The 14,922-nt window shown below is 57.4% G+C and carries 16 protein-coding genes, 3 tRNA genes and 1 pseudogene; 14 read left to right on the forward strand and 6 right to left on the reverse strand.

Annotation, left to right across the window (positions count from 1 at the left end; all coding sequences use genetic code 11):
- The 8 genes and pseudogenes from ACTQ4R_RS12180 to ACTQ4R_RS12215 form a co-directional block, all read left to right on the forward strand.
- Positions 1–227, forward strand: a 227-nt coding sequence (locus ACTQ4R_RS12180) for a hypothetical protein (RefSeq protein WP_441629122.1), incomplete at its 5' end; no start/stop codon positions are given.
- Positions 167–1,417 (forward strand): annotated as a pseudogene (locus tag ACTQ4R_RS12185) (type IIL restriction-modification enzyme MmeI); the annotation flags it as partial. The gene ACTQ4R_RS12180 and the pseudogene ACTQ4R_RS12185, both read left to right, overlap by 61 nt.
- Positions 1,418–1,835: 418 nt before the next feature.
- Positions 1,836–2,033 carry a helix-turn-helix transcriptional regulator gene (locus tag ACTQ4R_RS12190; protein WP_441629061.1) on the forward strand — a complete coding sequence of 66 codons (198 nt, stop codon included), beginning with the start codon at positions 1,836–1,838 and terminating at the stop codon, positions 2,031–2,033.
- A 251-nt stretch (positions 2,034–2,284) separates the two neighbouring features.
- Positions 2,285–2,551: a hypothetical protein gene (locus ACTQ4R_RS12195; RefSeq protein WP_441629063.1), complete on the forward strand. Its 267-nt coding sequence runs from the start codon at positions 2,285–2,287 to the stop codon at positions 2,549–2,551.
- Positions 2,552–2,623: 72 nt separating this feature from the next.
- Positions 2,624–3,676: a hypothetical protein gene (locus ACTQ4R_RS12200; RefSeq protein WP_441629065.1), complete on the forward strand. Its 1,053-nt coding sequence runs from the start codon at positions 2,624–2,626 to the stop codon at positions 3,674–3,676.
- Positions 3,677–3,800: 124 nt separating this feature from the next.
- Positions 3,801–5,123: an FtsK/SpoIIIE domain-containing protein gene (locus tag ACTQ4R_RS12205; RefSeq protein ID WP_441629067.1), complete on the forward strand. Its 1,323-nt coding sequence runs from the start codon at positions 3,801–3,803 to the stop codon at positions 5,121–5,123.
- Positions 5,120–5,305 carry a helix-turn-helix domain-containing protein gene (locus ACTQ4R_RS12210; RefSeq protein WP_441629069.1) on the forward strand — a complete coding sequence of 62 codons (186 nt, stop codon included), beginning with the start codon at positions 5,120–5,122 and terminating at the stop codon, positions 5,303–5,305. The genes ACTQ4R_RS12205 and ACTQ4R_RS12210 overlap by 4 nt, the downstream gene beginning before the upstream one ends.
- An 81-nt stretch (positions 5,306–5,386) precedes the next feature.
- Positions 5,387–6,595, forward strand: coding sequence for a tyrosine-type recombinase/integrase (locus ACTQ4R_RS12215; protein WP_441629071.1), 1,209 nt, complete (start codon positions 5,387–5,389; stop codon positions 6,593–6,595).
- Between the two features lie 97 nt (positions 6,596–6,692).
- Here the strand turns inward: ACTQ4R_RS12215 and ACTQ4R_RS12220 are convergent.
- Positions 6,693–6,769: transfer RNA gene (locus ACTQ4R_RS12220), tRNA-Val, on the reverse strand.
- Between the two features lie 112 nt (positions 6,770–6,881).
- Here ACTQ4R_RS12220 and ymfI point away from each other — a divergent pair.
- A complete protein-coding gene (gene ymfI, locus ACTQ4R_RS12225; RefSeq protein WP_441629073.1) occupies positions 6,882–7,616 on the forward strand; it encodes an elongation factor P 5-aminopentanone reductase in 735 nt (244 codons plus the stop codon).
- 44 nt (positions 7,617–7,660) lie between these two features.
- On the opposite strand, the gene ACTQ4R_RS12230 is transcribed toward ymfI, so the two are convergent.
- The 3 genes from ACTQ4R_RS12230 to ACTQ4R_RS12240 form a co-directional block, all read right to left on the reverse strand.
- Complete coding sequence (locus tag ACTQ4R_RS12230) at positions 7,661–8,413, reverse strand: XRE family transcriptional regulator (protein WP_441629075.1); 753 nt, start codon at positions 8,411–8,413, stop codon at positions 7,661–7,663.
- 492 nt (positions 8,414–8,905) lie between these two features.
- Positions 8,906–8,990: transfer RNA gene (locus ACTQ4R_RS12235), tRNA-Tyr, on the reverse strand.
- A gap of 9 nt (positions 8,991–8,999) precedes the next feature.
- A tRNA-Thr gene (locus tag ACTQ4R_RS12240) sits at positions 9,000–9,075 on the reverse strand.
- A 92-nt stretch (positions 9,076–9,167) separates the two neighbouring features.
- On the opposite strand from ACTQ4R_RS12240, the gene ACTQ4R_RS12245 reads away from it, so the two are divergent.
- The 5 genes from ACTQ4R_RS12245 to ACTQ4R_RS12265 all read left to right on the forward strand — a co-directional run bounded on the left by ACTQ4R_RS12245 (position 9,168) and on the right by ACTQ4R_RS12265 (position 11,606).
- Positions 9,168–9,356 (forward strand): hypothetical protein, encoded by a 189-nt coding sequence (locus ACTQ4R_RS12245; protein ID WP_441629077.1) that lies wholly within the window; start codon positions 9,168–9,170, stop codon positions 9,354–9,356.
- Positions 9,353–9,586, forward strand: a complete 234-nt coding sequence (locus ACTQ4R_RS12250) for a hypothetical protein (RefSeq protein WP_441629079.1) — start codon at positions 9,353–9,355, stop codon at positions 9,584–9,586. The genes ACTQ4R_RS12245 and ACTQ4R_RS12250 overlap by 4 nt, the downstream gene beginning before the upstream one ends.
- A complete protein-coding gene (locus tag ACTQ4R_RS12255; RefSeq protein ID WP_441629081.1) occupies positions 9,567–9,863 on the forward strand; it encodes a sigma-70 family RNA polymerase sigma factor in 297 nt (98 codons plus the stop codon). The genes ACTQ4R_RS12250 and ACTQ4R_RS12255 overlap by 20 nt, the downstream gene beginning before the upstream one ends.
- A gap of 78 nt (positions 9,864–9,941) precedes the next feature.
- Positions 9,942–10,826: a YitT family protein gene (locus tag ACTQ4R_RS12260; protein WP_441629083.1), complete on the forward strand. Its 885-nt coding sequence runs from the start codon at positions 9,942–9,944 to the stop codon at positions 10,824–10,826.
- Between the two features lie 135 nt (positions 10,827–10,961).
- Positions 10,962–11,606: an aspartate/glutamate racemase family protein gene (locus ACTQ4R_RS12265; protein ID WP_441629085.1), complete on the forward strand. Its 645-nt coding sequence runs from the start codon at positions 10,962–10,964 to the stop codon at positions 11,604–11,606.
- Between the two features lie 62 nt (positions 11,607–11,668).
- On the opposite strand, the gene ACTQ4R_RS12270 is transcribed toward ACTQ4R_RS12265, so the two are convergent.
- Positions 11,669–14,044: an ATP-binding cassette domain-containing protein gene (locus tag ACTQ4R_RS12270; protein ID WP_441629087.1), complete on the reverse strand. Its 2,376-nt coding sequence runs from the start codon at positions 14,042–14,044 to the stop codon at positions 11,669–11,671.
- Positions 14,041–14,922: an energy-coupling factor transporter transmembrane component T gene (locus ACTQ4R_RS12275; protein WP_441629089.1), complete on the reverse strand. Its 882-nt coding sequence runs from the start codon at positions 14,920–14,922 to the stop codon at positions 14,041–14,043. Before ACTQ4R_RS12275 ends, ACTQ4R_RS12270 begins: the two co-directional genes overlap by 4 nt.

The raw sequence follows: 14,922 nt of genomic DNA on the forward strand, positions 1-14,922 counted from the left end.
GCGGAAATGGAATGACTCTGTCCATTTCCTGTTCTCAATTCTATTTCCCCGAATTTGCGCTGAAACCCCGGTTGCTGCCTAATGCACAACCGGGGTTTCTCGACAGGCTGAATCCCGAAACCTTTCGGTTTCGGGATTTTTGTTCGTTTTTCCCTATGCGCTATCATATGAAAAGGGCCACAGTCAAACCTTTTGGCTGGCTCTGCTCCAAAAAGTCTATGGTGTAGCAGAGCCGGATAAATTCATTACTTTTGAGGACCAAATCATGCTGGACCACACCAGCTTTATTGACGGCTTCATTCCGGCCACCCACGTTCTGATTGAGCAAAAGGGCATCGGCAAAGATTTGAGAAAGCCTATTAAGCAGTCTGACGGCTCCCTGTTAACTCCTTTTCAGCAGGCCAAGCGGTATGCTGCCGAGTTACCCTATTCCCAACGTCCCCGTTGGATTGTGACGTGCAACTTCGCTGAGTTCAACGTCTACGACATGGAGCGTCCCACAGGCGAGCCAGAGGTCATTTTCTTAAAAGACTTGGAAAAGGAATATTACCGCCTGCAATTCCTGGTGGACACAGGGGACCACAATATCAAAAAGGAAATGGAAATTTCCTTACAGGCTGGCGAGCTAGTAGGCGTTCTGTATGATGCGCTGCTAAAGCAGTACAAGGACCCCAGTAGCCCGGAGACTCTGAAAAGCCTGAACGCCCTGTGCGTCCGGCTGGTATTCTGCCTGTATGCAGAAGATGCCGGGATATTTGGGCACCGCGAGATGTTCCACGATTACCTCCGGGATATTCCGGCCAGCGGTTTGCGTAAGGCTCTGGTGGAGCTATTTAAGGTTTTGGACCAGAAGCCGGAAGAACGGGACAAATATCTTGCGGATGATAACCCGGCGCTAGCGGCGTTCCCCTATGTGAACGGCGGACTGTTTGAGGATGAAAGTATCGAAGTCCCGCCGTTTACCGAGGAACTAAAAACGTTGCTGCTGGGGCGGGCTAGCGAAGACTTTGACTGGTCCGCCATTTCTCCCACTATCTTTGGTGCCGTATTTGAAAGCACTCTGAACCCGGAAACACGGCGCTCCGGCGGGATGCACTATACCAGCATTGAGAACATCCATAAGGTCATTGACCCTCTGTTCCTGGACGGACTGAAAGCGGAACTGGCAGAAATCAGGGAAATATCCGTGGATAAAACACGGACTTCCAAGCTGAAAGCCTTCCAAAGCAAGCTGGCAAGGTTGAAGTTTTTGGACCCCGCCTGTGGCTCCGGCAACTTCCTGACAGAGACGTATATCTCTCTGCGGAGATTGGAAAACGAAGTGCTGGCCTTAATGGTGGAATCCGCCCGCAAACAGGTAGCAGGACAAATCATGTTGGGTGGAGAAGGAGATATTAACCCTATTCAGGTTTCCATTCATTCGTCACCAGCAGCGCACCCCGGCAGCAGTGTCAAGACTAGCCCCAACGGGGCTACTCGCGCAAAAATCCGGCTTATCTCCTATTAGAGATCAGGACGGATTTTTGCGGTCTTGACACTACCGCCAGGGTGTGCCAGAAAATTTGACAAGATTTCGTAAAGCTGGTATATAAGATAATGGCAACAGCAAACGGATTGGCCGCGTTCGTTTTGCGCCTGCCATTTTAAAGGAGATAATGTAATTTTTAGTTTATAGTGTCTAGGAAGAAGATTCTGAATTTTATTTTTTTTTAAGAAGATAACCTTGCGGCTAACCGTCCCGGGCATCTGGGACACAAGTAGGCGTAGTAACCCCGATGTATTCATTCGCCACCGGGGGGCACTACCCGGGGGCCTGGTCATAAGAGGATTCTTGTATGTATCAGGACTACCCCAAACGCATTAAGGCACTGCGGCGCAGCCAGGAAATCTCTCAGGCAAAAATGGCGGAGGAGCTCGATATCTCCGAGCGTACTTACCGTGACATTGAGCACGGCATTCTCTCCCCTCGCGTTGATCTTCTGAGCAAAATTGCTCAACAGTTGGGCACTACCGCAAGTGACTTGCTGCGTTGAACAAGGAAAGCATCTGTACCAAACAGGTACAGGTGCTTTCCTTTTTTCGGCACCGGCACGAACTTTCCTGAAACCGGCAGATTCATGGGATGTTCCAAATAATAAACCTATTGTACACTAACATCAGCAGGACAGCCAGTTGGTTGACTTGCTACGGTGGCCACCGTACCCTCTCCACCCAGCCAAGCTTGGCTATCCCCCTTCCGGGGATGTACCTTGATAATTCAACATTGATAAGGAGTGAACAAGCAATGAAGGTTAAACTCATCGGCAAGGCGCACCGCGAGGGTATCAGCACCCGTACCGGCAAGCCCTACAACATCATCACTCTCCACTGCATGGGGACTGCCCGTAACGTGGAGGGACAGGCGGTGATGCACGTCACCCTCAACGGCGCCGAGCATCCCTATGACCAGCTCCGTGTTGGCAGCGAATGCGTGGTGGAGTACGACTCTACCGGCGCGCTCGTGGACTTCCAGCCCATCGCTGGTCCCGCCAACAACGGTGGTGCTCGTTAATCGAATCCATTTCATTGGTATAGAGGGGTGTTTCCACCCCTCTATACCAATGAAGCCCCCAAACGAACACATATGAGCGTCGATGTATCTAAATCCTGGTTTGCAGTTCTAAATAACCCTGCTGAGCACGGTTTTTCCGGAACTCCGCAGGAAGTATGCGAACAGCTTCGGGACGAGTGGGTACGTGACAGTACCACCCGTTCTGGAGCTTGGGCCTACTGCGTCAGTGCAGCGGGCTTCCATCATGTCCATATGGTCTTAGAAGATAAAGTTTCCATGCGTTTTTCGGCAATAAAAAAGAGTTATGCCGCAGGTATGCATTTTGAAGAAACCAAAGGTACAAAACAACAGGCCGAGGACTATATCTATAAAAGATATCCATTCGATGAAAAGGGAGAACAGATCCTCCATATCACTAAAGCTGGTTCCATCCGCGGACATCAAGGAAAGAGAAACGACATTGAAAGAATCGGAGAACTGCTGGAAGATGGCAAAACACCAGATGAAATTTTAAGAGAAGATTTTGCCTACTATCGCTACCAAATGATGATTCGGCAAGCATTTTATGACAAACGCCGTCGTGATGTCCCCCCTATCCGAGATGTAAAAGTACACCTTATTATTGGGCCCCCTGGGTCCGGCAAATCCTATCATTATCCACGTCTATGTGAACAATACGGCGAAGATAAGGTTTATATTGTAACCGACTATAAAAACGGTGGCATGGACCGCTACGCTGCTGAACCATATTTATTTTTGGATGAATATAAAGGCCAATTACCCTATGCAACTTTTCTCGCAATTACCGCCCACTACAAAACGCAAATTCATGCGAGATACACAAACGTCTGGGCACTTTGGAACGAGGTATTTATCACGTCCGTTCTTTCACCCGAATCTCTTTACAGAATAATGGTACCTCTCGAATTACAGACAATTGACTCTATCGAGCAGATGCTTCGAAGGTTTAACGATATAACTTATTGCTACAAAGACGGAAATGCTTATAAACGCTATACTATCCCCATGTCAGACTACCGCGGAATGGATGTGTTGCGCACTGACGCTATGGCGTTTGGTGACGTGCTACCTTTCCCTGATAGTAAAGACGAGGTTGGGGGGTAGTGTTACCCCCCAACCTCGTTACAGTTACAAAAAGCTGCAAAAGGCTTGATTCTACAAGGATTTCTTTGTAACCAAGGATGGTTACAAAGATTCTTTCGTTACACCAAGAAAGCAGGTATTTTCTATGAACGATAAAAACACCTTGCAGCAGATTCTTCAATTTCGTTACCTGGGAATGTTTCTTCTCAACGGGTTTGAAACAATCATTTCCAACACGAAATATGTAGTCTGCTTCGTTGCTTCTATCTGCCTCTATTTCTTCATTGGAACGAGGCTCATTTCCAGTTACAGCGGTCCTCTGGCAAAAATGTACATGACAGTTTCCTGCATCGCTCTTTTGCTGGTGGGCGTTCTGACGCTGATGTTCGGAATCTGGCGAATCGGCGCGCCAAAAGGCTACATCGGTATTATGCAGAATATGTACCGGGTAGGCCTCGTCAATGCCGCTGGGGAAGCTCCGGTACTGGTGTCTCGCCGGAAATCAACGGACGATTCCAAAACAGAGATATGGGAATATGAGACATACGGCATTCCATTCTCCGCATGGCTAGATTCTGCGGAAAAGCTGGAATCTGCTCTGGATATAGCGCTTACCAGAGTAGAACCCGGAAAAGACGGGCGAACCGCTTTGCTCACGGTTGTACCCCATCCCGGCCCATGGCCGAATCTGCTGCTTTGGAATAATAATTTACTGCATCCCAAAAATTCTGTACTCCTCCTGGGAGAAAACCGCTGTGAACAAGTTACGTTGGACTTATCCAGCATCCCCCACATCCTGACAGCTGGCCGTACCGGAAGTGGAAAGTCAGTGCTGCAAAAGTCCCTCATGCTTCAGGCGCTTTTGCATGGGATGGCTGTCATCCTTGTGGATTACAAATTTGGTGTAGATTACAGTCGGGAGTGGCATCATCACTGTCAAATCATCAAGGACGATGACAGTTTCCTCGCCAAGTTGACGGAACTTCTGAAAGAAATGCAGCGCCGCTATGAAATTCTGGAAAAAAGCGGCTTCCCTAACATTGACAAATACAACGAGGCTGGGAATGCTCCCCTGCGGCGCGTCTGCCTGTTTGTAGATGAAATCGCGGAGTGTTTGGACAAGTCAAATGCTACCGACAAGAAGAGCAAGGAAGTAACCGCCGCCATCTCTGCCTCTATATCCAGTCTATGCCGCCTCGGACGTGCTGCGGGCATCCACGTTTTTCTTTCAACACAGCGCGGCTCCGCTGATATTCTCTCTGGCCAAATCCGCAGCAATGTCTTTAAGATTCTTGGAGAAGCTGACGAAAATTTGAGCATCCTAACTCTTGGTAATGCTGATGCCGCAAAGAAAATTCCGATTGAAGCCCATGGCAGGTTTATCGATGAGCGTGGAAATATGTTCCAGGGATACTATTCCGATTATGGTCCCGAAGTATTTTCCGTGCTTTCGGAAGGTACTTTATGAGTAAGCAGGTATTTTCGGACCTTCCTCTGGTCCTGACTGTCCCGCAGTTAGCAGATGTCCTGAACATCGGGCGCAATAGCGCCTATGACATAATTCGTAGCGGGAGAATCAAAAGCATCCGCATCGGCCATCAAATCAGGATTTCCAGAACCGCTCTCTTGGAATTTCTCGATGTGAATTAACCATTGACCCACTGCCACGCATGATGTACTATCATAAAAGTGCATCTGCGTGGCAGTTAGTTAGGAGGTATAAAGAGATATATGCCACGCAAAAAAGAAATGGGCCGCTCTGCAAACGGAACCGGCACCATACGCAAAAAAACAGTCATCAAAAACGGAAAAGAGTACATCTATTGGGAGGCCCGCTATACAACAGGATTTGACCCTGGCACAGGGAAACAAATCCAGCGTTCCATCACAGCCAAAACGCAAAAAGAAGTCGCTCAAAAGCTGAAACAGGCCACCTATGAAATTGACCAGGGAACCTACTTAGCACCAACTAAGCTGACAGTTGAAGAATGGCTGGATATTTGGGTTAAGGATTACTTGGAGGATGTGAAGTCATCGACCAAATATCTGTATATGCGGAACGTGGAGCAGTACATCATCCCTCACCTGGGAGCTGTCAAACTGGAAGCCCTGACCTCTCCCATGGTCCAAGCGCTTTACAATAAGCTGCTGAAACCCGAGAATGTAGATGTCAAAGCTCTTTCCGCAAAGTCCATCCGAAATGTCCACGGTGTGCTTCACAAGGCTCTTCAGCAGGCGGTACTAAATGGGTATCTTCGGGTGAATCCCTCGGATGCCTGTAAGCCGCCCCGGGTAGTAAAAAAAGAAATCCAGCCCTTGAATGAAACCCAGGTTTCTGAATTTCTAGTGGCTATCCAAGGGCATACCCATGAGTACCTGTATAAAATCACATTATTTACAGGAATGCGCGAGGGTGAGGTGCTTGGCCTCACCTGGGACTGTCTGGACCTGGAACATGGCACGCTTCTTATCAAACAGCAGCTTCGCCGGGAGCAGAAAAAGGGTGGCAAGTATTATTTCTCGCCCCCCAAAAACAACAAAACTCGTGTTCTGACCCTAGCTCCCTCGGTTATCCAGTTATTCCGTTTGCAAAAACTAAAGCAAAATGGGATGCGTCTGAAAGCCGGGGATTGCTGGGAGGAAAACAGCCTTGTTTTCTCCAATCAGACTGGTGGCTTTCTTTCCTACCGCACCGTCTATGATTGCTTCAAGCGAATCATGGTCAAAATTGGTTCTCCCTCTACCCGCTTCCACGATCTGCGGCACACCTATGCGGTTCTGGCAATCAAGAGTGGAGATGACATCAAAACGGTGCAGGAAAATTTGGGCCACGCCACGGCTGCGTTTACTCTGGACATTTACGGCCATGTCACGGCTCAAATGCGGAGGAATAGTGCTGACCGTATGGAGCAGGTCATCAAGAGCGTTTCCACGGGCTGATTTCTTATTGGCGTCAATAAGGGAAAAAACAAGGGAAAACATTTGGAAAGGCAAACAAAAAAATCCCTCAGAGCCTTGCGGCTCTAAGGGATTTCAATGGTGGACGATACAGGACTCGAACCTGTGACCCCCTGCACGTCAAGCAGGTGCTCTAGCCAGCTGAGCTAATCGTCCGAAGCGGAACGAATATAGGATACACGAAGTTGCCTGCTTTGTCAACACCTTTCTTGCAATTTTTTTCTGTTTTTGTTATACTGCTCCCAGCACTGTGACAGGAGGTCTTTTTATGAAGCAAGTCGCTTTGATCACCGGCTCCTCCCGCGGTATCGGACGGGCCGTGGCCGCGGAGCTTTCCCGGCAGGGATACGCCGTCTGCGTCAACTATCTCCTGCACCGGGCAGAGGGCGAGGCCCTGGCGGCCCAGCTGCGGTCCCAGGGACGGGAGGCCATTGCCGTGCAGGCGGATGTGGCGGACAGCCAGGCGGTAGACGCCATGGTGCGGCAGACGCAGGAGGCCCTGGGCCCCGTCACCCTGCTGGTGAACAACGCCGGCATCTCCTGGCACGGCTTGTTCCAGGACATGGGTGACGATGACTGGGACCGCCTGCTGGCGGTGAACCTCACCGGCGCCCGGAACGCCGCCCGGGCCGTACTGCCCGGTATGATCAGTGAAAAGAACGGCTGCATCGTCAACATCTCCTCCATGTGGGGCCTGCGGGGCGCCAGCTGCGAGGTGGCCTACGCCTGCTCCAAGGCCGCCATCGTGGGACTGACCCGTTCCCTGGCGCTGGAGCTTGCCCCCTCCCACATCCGGGTGAACTGCGTGGCGCCGGGCTGCATCGAAACGGACATGGTGCGCGTGCTGGGGCCGGAGACCCAGGACATGCTGGTGGAGGAAACACCGCTGGGCCGTCTGGGCACGCCGGAGGACATCGCCCACGCCGTGGCCTTTTTGGCGTCGGAGAAGGCCTCCTTCATCACTGGGCAGGTGCTCACCGCCGACGGCGGCTTCATCGTCTGACATATAATATAAAAAAACGCCGCTGCGGATGCAGCGGCGTTTTTTCATGCCTTTCCCGGCAGCGGCGGCGCATGGAGGATCACCCGGCCAAAGCTTACCAGGCTCCGGCCGCTGGCCGGCGTCAGCAGCACGTCGGCGTCCGCCCGGGCACGGTTCAGGGAAAACAGGTACACGTTGCCGAAGGGGTCCTTGTAATACTGCTTGCACAGCATATCGCCGTCCACGCAGAAAATACCCACGTCGCCGTTTTTCATAGGGTCCCGGTTCACGTAGACCTGGGAGCCGTCGGCAATATACGGCGTCATGGAATCTCCCTGGATGCGGACGGCAAACTCCGCCGCGGCCGGCACCTGGTCCGTCACCTCTATATAGTCAAAGTCCTCCCCAAACACCGGCGCGGCATAGCCCGCCGCGGCGGGACAGCGGTACAGGGGGATGACCCGGGGCTCCTGCCGCTCCCGGCTCTGCTCTACCTCGTCCCGGTAGGCGCAGAGGGCCTCCACTACGGAGCGCACCGTTTCCCGTCCCGTGGGGGACAGGCCCCGGTACTGCTTCAGCAGCGCCCGCTCGCTCTGGGAGAGCACCTGCCCTCCGGCGGAAAAGCTGTCTTGAAAAAGAACATTCGGTTCCGTCTGAAGGCAGTCGAACAGCCGCAGCATCACTTCCTCCTTGGGAAAGCTGACGCCGGTCTCGTAATTGCCGATGGCGGAGGGAGAAACCCCCAGCCGCTGGGCCAGCTGGGTCCGAGAGACCCCCAACTCCTCCCGCCGGGCACGCATGCGCTCGCCGAAGCTCATGGGACCACATCCTTTCTGATGGTATCCTATCTGATTTTTTTGTCCTTGTCAATTATTTTTTACAAGAAACTTGTTAATTACGCCTTGACACGCCAATATACTTGTGATATTCTAGCATCGTTCACAAGATTCTTGTTGTTTCCTCTCCACTCCGCCGGAATCCTGTCGAACAGCCGGCGTCCGCGCCGCCGGCAAAAAAAGAAACGCCCGATCTCTCAGACGTTTCTTACAGCACCAAGGCAGCATAGATGCAGCCTCTTTTAGGGCTGGATTGCCCCCAAACCGAAGCCCAGTGAAGCGGGTTCGATTTGGAAAGGAGGAGCAACAGCATGAGGGCGCTCCGACTTAGTGGGGGAAGGTGGATTCGCCCGCCTGCGGGCGGGCCGTTTCGCGGCTCTGACGCGCCACTGGCGCGTCATTCACTGCCGCTCCCCTTCGAATCCACAGATACACGTAAAAACACCGCCCACCCTGACGGGTGAACGGTGTTCTTGGTGGGGGAAGGTGGATTCGAACCACCGAAGTCAGTGACAACAGATTTACAGTCTGCCCCATTTGGCCGCTCTGGAATTCCCCCATATGAACTTGGAGCTGGTGGACGGATTCGAACCCCCGACCTGCTGATTACAAATCAGCTGCTCTACCAGCTGAGCTACACCAGCAGTTCCAACAGCAGGATTTATCTTACCAGATGATTTTTATTTTGTCAACAGAATTTTTCCGATTTTTCTTGATTTCTTAAGGAGGGACCTGTTTGTTAAATGATACCCGCCGCCTGGAGCGGCACCCCCTGCTCTGCACCCTCTGCGGGCAGGAGATCGTCCCGGGTGAGGAATACTGGTACTGCAGCGGCAACTGCGTCTGCCGGGCGTGCCTGCCGTCCTTTGCCCGGGCGGAGCTGGCGCCTTACCGCCAGACACGGGGGAAGGAGGAGCGCCTATGACACTGCTGGAAATGTCCGTCTCCTACGCGGACAGCGCCTCGGCCCTGCGGCTGCGCATGGCGGAGCTGCGGGCTGCCATGCGGCAGCTTTCAGACCCGGAGGAGGTCCGGGCCCTGCGGGCCCGCATCGCGGCGCTGGACCCCCTGCTGCGGGAGGCAAAGGCCCTGGCGGAGCTGACCGCCCACTACTATGACAGGAGCTATCACAAACATGAGAAATACACCCTCTAAAGGCCGTCCCGGCCAGTGGATCGGCGATATGACCGTGTGGCTGCGGGAAAACAGCCCGGACAACAGCGAGCAGATGGACCGCCTGCGGCGCAACCTCCAGGCAGCCCGTGCCCAGGAGCTGACACCCCGGCAGCAGCAGGTGCTGGAGCTGTATTACGACCGTCATCTGCCCACCACGGAGATTGCCCGTCTGCTGGGCGTCCGGCGGTCCACGGTGTCCCGCACCCTCTGCCGGGCCAGGGCCCGGCTGTACAAGGCCCTGCGGTACAGCCTTTAAGACGTTTTTCCTCTTGAGCTTTTCGGCGGGAGCCCGTATAATCAAGGTACGTACAACGGACCGACAGGAGGAAACACTATGCTGTACAATTCTCTGCACAACCGCGCCCTGCGGCTGGTGGTGGCTGTGATCGGCGAGCTGATCGCCGCCGCCGCGCTGAATCTGTTCATCGTGCCCCTGCATTTATACACCGGCGGCCTCATGGGCGTGTGCCAGCTGCTGCGCACGCTGGCCAGCGACTATCTGGGCATGAGCTTCGGCGCCTACGACGTGGCCGGCATCCTGTATTTCCTGCTGAACATCCCCATTTTGCTGGTGGCTTATAAGAATCTGGGGCGCGGCTTCGTGATAAAGACCCTCATCTGCACCCTCTCCTTCTCCCTGTTTTACAGTCTCCTCCCCTCGCCATCCGTCCCCGTGGTGGAGGATTACCTCACCGCCTGCCTGCTGGGCGGCATCCTGGCCGGTGTGGGCAGCGGCCTGGTCCTCACCTGCGGCGCCAGCGGCGGCGGACTGGACATCGTGGGACTGTGTCTAAGCAAGCGGGGCAGCCGCTTCACCGTGGGCAAATTCTCTTTGACCTTCAACGCCGTTTTGTACACCGCCTGCCTGTTCTTGTTCAGCCCGGAGGTTGCCATTTACTCCGTCATTTACAACTTCTTCACCTCCATGGTGCTGGACCGGGTACACCAGCAGAACGTCAGCGTCCAGGCCTTGATCTTCACCAAGGGCGACGAGGACGCTCTGGCCCGCTTCATCATTGAAAACCTGGGCCGCAGCGTCACCTATTGGGAGGGTGTGGGCGCCTACACCAAAGAAGATGTGCATGTGCTGTGCGTGTGCCTTTCCAAGTTTGAGATCGAAGAGCTGGTCCACGCGGTCCACACCATCGACCCCCACGCCTTCCTGACCACCCAGGAGGGGACCCGCATCTACGGCAATTTCCGGCGGAAGGTGGGCTGAGAGCCGCTATTGCTTTCTCTGATAGGCCTCCATCGGATTTTCGTATTTCTTGTCCCGCCCGGAAACACGGTATAATACAGAAAGAGACCTTTTACCGCCGCGGCCCTTGCCGCGAAATGACACCAGGAGGGATTCATGATGAAGCATCCGATCGCTGTTTTGGCCGGCACGCCCGTGGACACGCAGATGGGAGTGGACTTTCTCACCGGTGCGGGCCTGCCGGGCATCGCTTTTCCGCTGTCCGCCGACCCCCGGGAGCAGACCGCTTTCCAGATCTCCTCAGCCGCCGAAAAGCAGGCCCGGGCGCTGGCTGTGCTGAAGCAGGCCATGGGGCAGGGCTGCGAAAAGGCCTTTGTCTACTGCAATTCCCTGTCCGCCTCCGTGGATTTCCCCTGTTTGGCCCGGGAGACGGGCATGAAGATCGTAACGCCCCTGGACGTGTACCGGGACCTGGCGCCCCGCTATGAGCGCCTTGCGTTCATCGCCGCCAACGCCCAGGGCCTGGCGGGCATTGAGCGGGTGCTGCTGGCCGCCAACCCGGCGCTGGACACCCTGTCCGCCGCCGCGCTGCCGGCGGTGCTGGCCATCGAACGGGGCGAGGACCCGGACCTGCTGGTGGAGCACTACCACCTGGCGGAGCTGGCGGACTGGTTCGCCGCCTGCGGCATGGAGGCCCTGCTGCTGGGCTGCACCCATTTCCCCTATTTCAAGGACGCCCTGGCCCGGCGGACAAGCCTGCCTCTCATCGACCCGGCCCAGGAAATGCTGGACCGGCTGTAAGCTGGAAAGCCACGGTAAAAGCCCGTGTCCGCGCAATGCGCGGACACGGGCTTTTTGCGGTTTTAGAAGCCAAAAACGCCGTACTTGTCCCGGAGGCGCTCCAGCTTTTCCAGCACCGGCCCTGTCAAAAGCCACAGGTACACCGCCGTGGCGGCAGCCTGGACCAGGTCCATGGGAAGTCCCGCGGTCCAGTAGGCCAGCACCATCCCCCACGTGGGCGTCCCCTGCCACATGAGGACGGAGGCGGTATTCAAGAGGAGGCCGTAGACCGCCAGGGCTGATACCGCCCCAAAGGCGGCAAGAGGGCCCCGCTTCGCCGGGAGCGGACCTTGGCAGAACAAGGCGCCAGACAAAAGGCCGATGAGCCCCATGGCGAACATCTGCCACGGCGTCCAGGGCCCCTGGCCGAAGAGGACATTGGAGGCCAGCATGGTGACGGCCCCCACCAAAAATCCGCTCTCGCCGCCCAGGGCCGCGCCGGTCAGCACGGTGAGGGCGATGACGGGCTTACACTGGGGCAGCATGGAAAACGCCGCCCGGCCGGCCACCCCCAGGGCGCAGAGGACGGCGATGACCGCCACTTCCCGGGCCTGGGGCCGGCGCCGCTCAAAGGAGAGGAGAAAGGCCGCCGTACATTCCAGCAGCACCAAAAGCGCGGTGAAGAGGTACTTCCTGTCCTGAAAGAGCGCCATGCCCGCCAGAACCGTCAGCGGCACCAGCACCAGCAGGGAAAGCAGGGCCGGCAGGCGAGAGCCGCCCCTTCTTTCGCGTCGGGCCGGTGTCTCCTCCGGCGGCAGGGGCCGCCCTGGCGCCGCTTGTCGCGAGATGTCGGGCATCTCCGCGCCGCCGCAGCTTTCGATCACCTCCGCCGCCGTCACCGCCTCCGGCAGCTGCCCCTCCGCCATGCGGTTGGCGGCGGTGGTGTAAAACCGGCTGCCGGCGAAAAAACGCCGGGGCGTGTCCGCCGCCGCGGCGGCACCGTCAAACAGTAGCACACACCACTGGGCGTTCTCGGCACAAAACTCCAGGTCGTGGCTGACCATGACAACGGCGGTCCCCCGCCGCCGCAACTGCTCCAGGATGTCCGCCAGACGCCGCTTGCAGGCGGGGTCCAGGCCCTTGGTGGGCTCGTCCAGCAGCAATATGTCCGGTGCTCCCAGCAGCACCTTGGCAAGCGCCGTGCGCTGCTGCTCACCGCCGGAGAGGTCGTACGGGTGCCGCTCCAGCAGCGTCTCCAGGCCGCACAAAGCCGCCATCTCCGCCCGCCGGGCAGAGTCTCCGCAGACCTCCTCCAGCTCCTGCCGGACGGTTTTCCCTGCAAACAGGGCCTTGGGGTCCTGGGGCAGGGCTCCCACAGTGCCGCAGACCTCCACCCTGCCCCGCTGGGGACGGTTTCGGCCGCACAGCAGCGACAGCGCCGTGGTCTTTCCCGCGCCGTTGCCGCCCACCAGCGCCGTCACCTCGCCCCGCCGGACCTCCAGGTCCAGTCCCCGGAGCACATCCGCCTCCTGCTTGCCATAGCGGAACCACACGTCCCGCAGGCGTGCCGCCGTCTCCGTCCCGGGCCGTTCCGGCGGAGGCGGAAGGGGGCGGAGGGGATGCGTTTGGGCATAATCCGCCAGCCAGTCCCGTCCCTCCCGGACGGAGAGGGGACAGGGGCGGTCATTGGGCACCGCCGCCCACACCCGCACCGGAACCGGCATGGCCCGGAACATGGCGTGGCCGGCCTCCCGCAGGAAGGCGGCGGCCTGCTTTGGCGGTCCCTGGCACACCAAACGCCCCCCGTCCAACACCAGCAGCCGGTCCGCAAGAGGCAGCACCCGGTCCAGGTGGTGCTCCGTCAGAAGGACCGTGGTGCCGGTCTCCCGGTGGACCCGCTCCACCGCCGCCAAAAACTCCCCGGCGGCAATGGGGTCCAGCTGACTGGTGGGCTCGTCCAGCAGCAGCACCCGGGGCTGCAGAACCATGGCGGCAGCCAGGTTCAAAAGCTGCTTCTGTCCGCCGGAGAGGTCGGACACCTCCCGGTGAAACCAGGCTTCCATGCCGAAAAAGGACGCCGTTTCCGCTACCCGGCGGCGCATGGCCGACTGCTCCAGGCCCAGGCACTCCAGGCCGAAGGCCAGCTCGTGCCAGACCTTGTCTGTGACCAGCTGGCTGTCCGGGTCCTGGGAGACAAAGCCGATCTCGGCGCTCTGCCGCCGCGGGTCCAGCTCCGCCAGCTCCTGTCCGTCGAAGAGGACGCGGCCCAGCCGCCTGCCCCGGGGCGCCAGAGAGGGCTTCAGCTGCCGCAGCAGCGTGGTCTTTCCGCCGCCGGAGGGGCCGCACAAGGTCACAAAGCTCCCCGGCGCCACGGAAAAGCTGACGCCGTCCAAGGCCCGGACTTCCTGCCCGGGATAGGCGAAGGACAGTCCCTCCACCGTATAGACCGCCTCGCTCATCGCCTCCTCCTTTCCGCCGCCCAACGCAGCTCTTCCGCCAGGTCCACCAGCAGCGGCAGGGCGCACAGCAGAGCGTAGGCCCCGCAGACACTGACAGCGTAAGGTCCCGGCGCCGCTCCTCCGGTCCGGGGGTAAAAGCTCCAGGCCAGGGCCGGACTGCGGCTGCCCCAGGCGGTGTACGCCCCGCAGGCCGCCATGACCGCCAGCAGCCCGCCGTCCCGCCGCCGGAAGCGGTAGATGGAAAACAATGTGCGCCCCGGCAGGCCGTAGCCCCGGCTGCGCATGCTGTCCGCCGTGTCCACGGCTTCCTCCAGGGACCAGGTAGTCAGGATGTTCAGCTCCGCCATCCGCCGGCGGAGGGCGGAGCCGCTCCGGGCTTTGCCCATGTCGTCCCGGGCGGCGGCGATGGAGCGCTGCCGCCGCCGGAGCCGGGGGACGAACCGCAGCGTCATGGACAGCAGCAGGCTCAATACCGGCGCCAGCCGGCCGAATAGATACACGAACTTGTCCGTGGTCATCACATCAGAGCAGCAGCCAAGCCACAAGACCGCGCAGCAAAGCAGCGCCGCCGCGGCCAGGCCGTATAAAATTGACTCCAGCGTCAGAGCGTTGCCGGAGGGGAAATACGCCAGCACCGTAACGCCCCGGTGGCTGAAAAGGGGATTCACGGCGGCGGTCAGCGCCAGTACCGGCAGCAGTGTCCGCCACGATCGCCAGACCTGCCCCCGCCGCAGATACGCCCCGTAGGCCGCCGCCCCCGCCAGGGAAATGGCCAGAAGCACCGGATGCAGCACCAGCATGGTCAGCACCACCACCAAAGTGAAAAACACGAAATTCACCAGTGGGTGGCACCGGGAAAACGCGTCACGTCCTTCCAT

The organism is Dysosmobacter sp. Sow4_B12, assembly GCF_052116665.1.
GTDB lineage: Bacteria > Bacillota > Clostridia > Oscillospirales > Oscillospiraceae > Oscillibacter.

Bases quoted from the DNA above. Each gene is read 5' to 3' on its own strand.
- ACTQ4R_RS12190 (WP_441629061.1), top strand. From the start codon at position 1,836: ATGTATCAGGACTACCCCAAACGCATTAAGGCACTGCGGCGCAGCCAG.
- ACTQ4R_RS12195 (WP_441629063.1), top strand. From the start codon at position 2,285: ATGAAGGTTAAACTCATCGGCAAGGCGCACCGCGAGGGTATCAGCACC.
- ACTQ4R_RS12200 (WP_441629065.1), top strand. From the start codon at position 2,624: ATGAGCGTCGATGTATCTAAATCCTGGTTTGCAGTTCTAAATAACCCT.
- ACTQ4R_RS12205 (WP_441629067.1), top strand. From the start codon at position 3,801: ATGAACGATAAAAACACCTTGCAGCAGATTCTTCAATTTCGTTACCTG.
- ACTQ4R_RS12210 (WP_441629069.1), top strand. From the start codon at position 5,120: ATGAGTAAGCAGGTATTTTCGGACCTTCCTCTGGTCCTGACTGTCCCG.
- ACTQ4R_RS12215 (WP_441629071.1), top strand. From the start codon at position 5,387: ATGCCACGCAAAAAAGAAATGGGCCGCTCTGCAAACGGAACCGGCACC.
- ymfI (WP_441629073.1), top strand. From the start codon at position 6,882: ATGAAGCAAGTCGCTTTGATCACCGGCTCCTCCCGCGGTATCGGACGG.
- ACTQ4R_RS12230 (WP_441629075.1), bottom strand. From the start codon at position 8,413: ATGAGCTTCGGCGAGCGCATGCGTGCCCGGCGGGAGGAGTTGGGGGTC.
- ACTQ4R_RS12250 (WP_441629079.1), top strand. From the start codon at position 9,353: ATGACACTGCTGGAAATGTCCGTCTCCTACGCGGACAGCGCCTCGGCC.
- ACTQ4R_RS12255 (WP_441629081.1), top strand. From the start codon at position 9,567: ATGAGAAATACACCCTCTAAAGGCCGTCCCGGCCAGTGGATCGGCGAT.
- ACTQ4R_RS12260 (WP_441629083.1), top strand. From the start codon at position 9,942: ATGCTGTACAATTCTCTGCACAACCGCGCCCTGCGGCTGGTGGTGGCT.
- ACTQ4R_RS12265 (WP_441629085.1), top strand. From the start codon at position 10,962: ATGATGAAGCATCCGATCGCTGTTTTGGCCGGCACGCCCGTGGACACG.
- ACTQ4R_RS12270 (WP_441629087.1), bottom strand. From the start codon at position 14,044: ATGAGCGAGGCGGTCTATACGGTGGAGGGACTGTCCTTCGCCTATCCC.
- ACTQ4R_RS12275 (WP_441629089.1), bottom strand. From the start codon at position 14,922: ATGGAAGGACGTGACGCGTTTTCCCGGTGCCACCCACTGGTGAATTTC.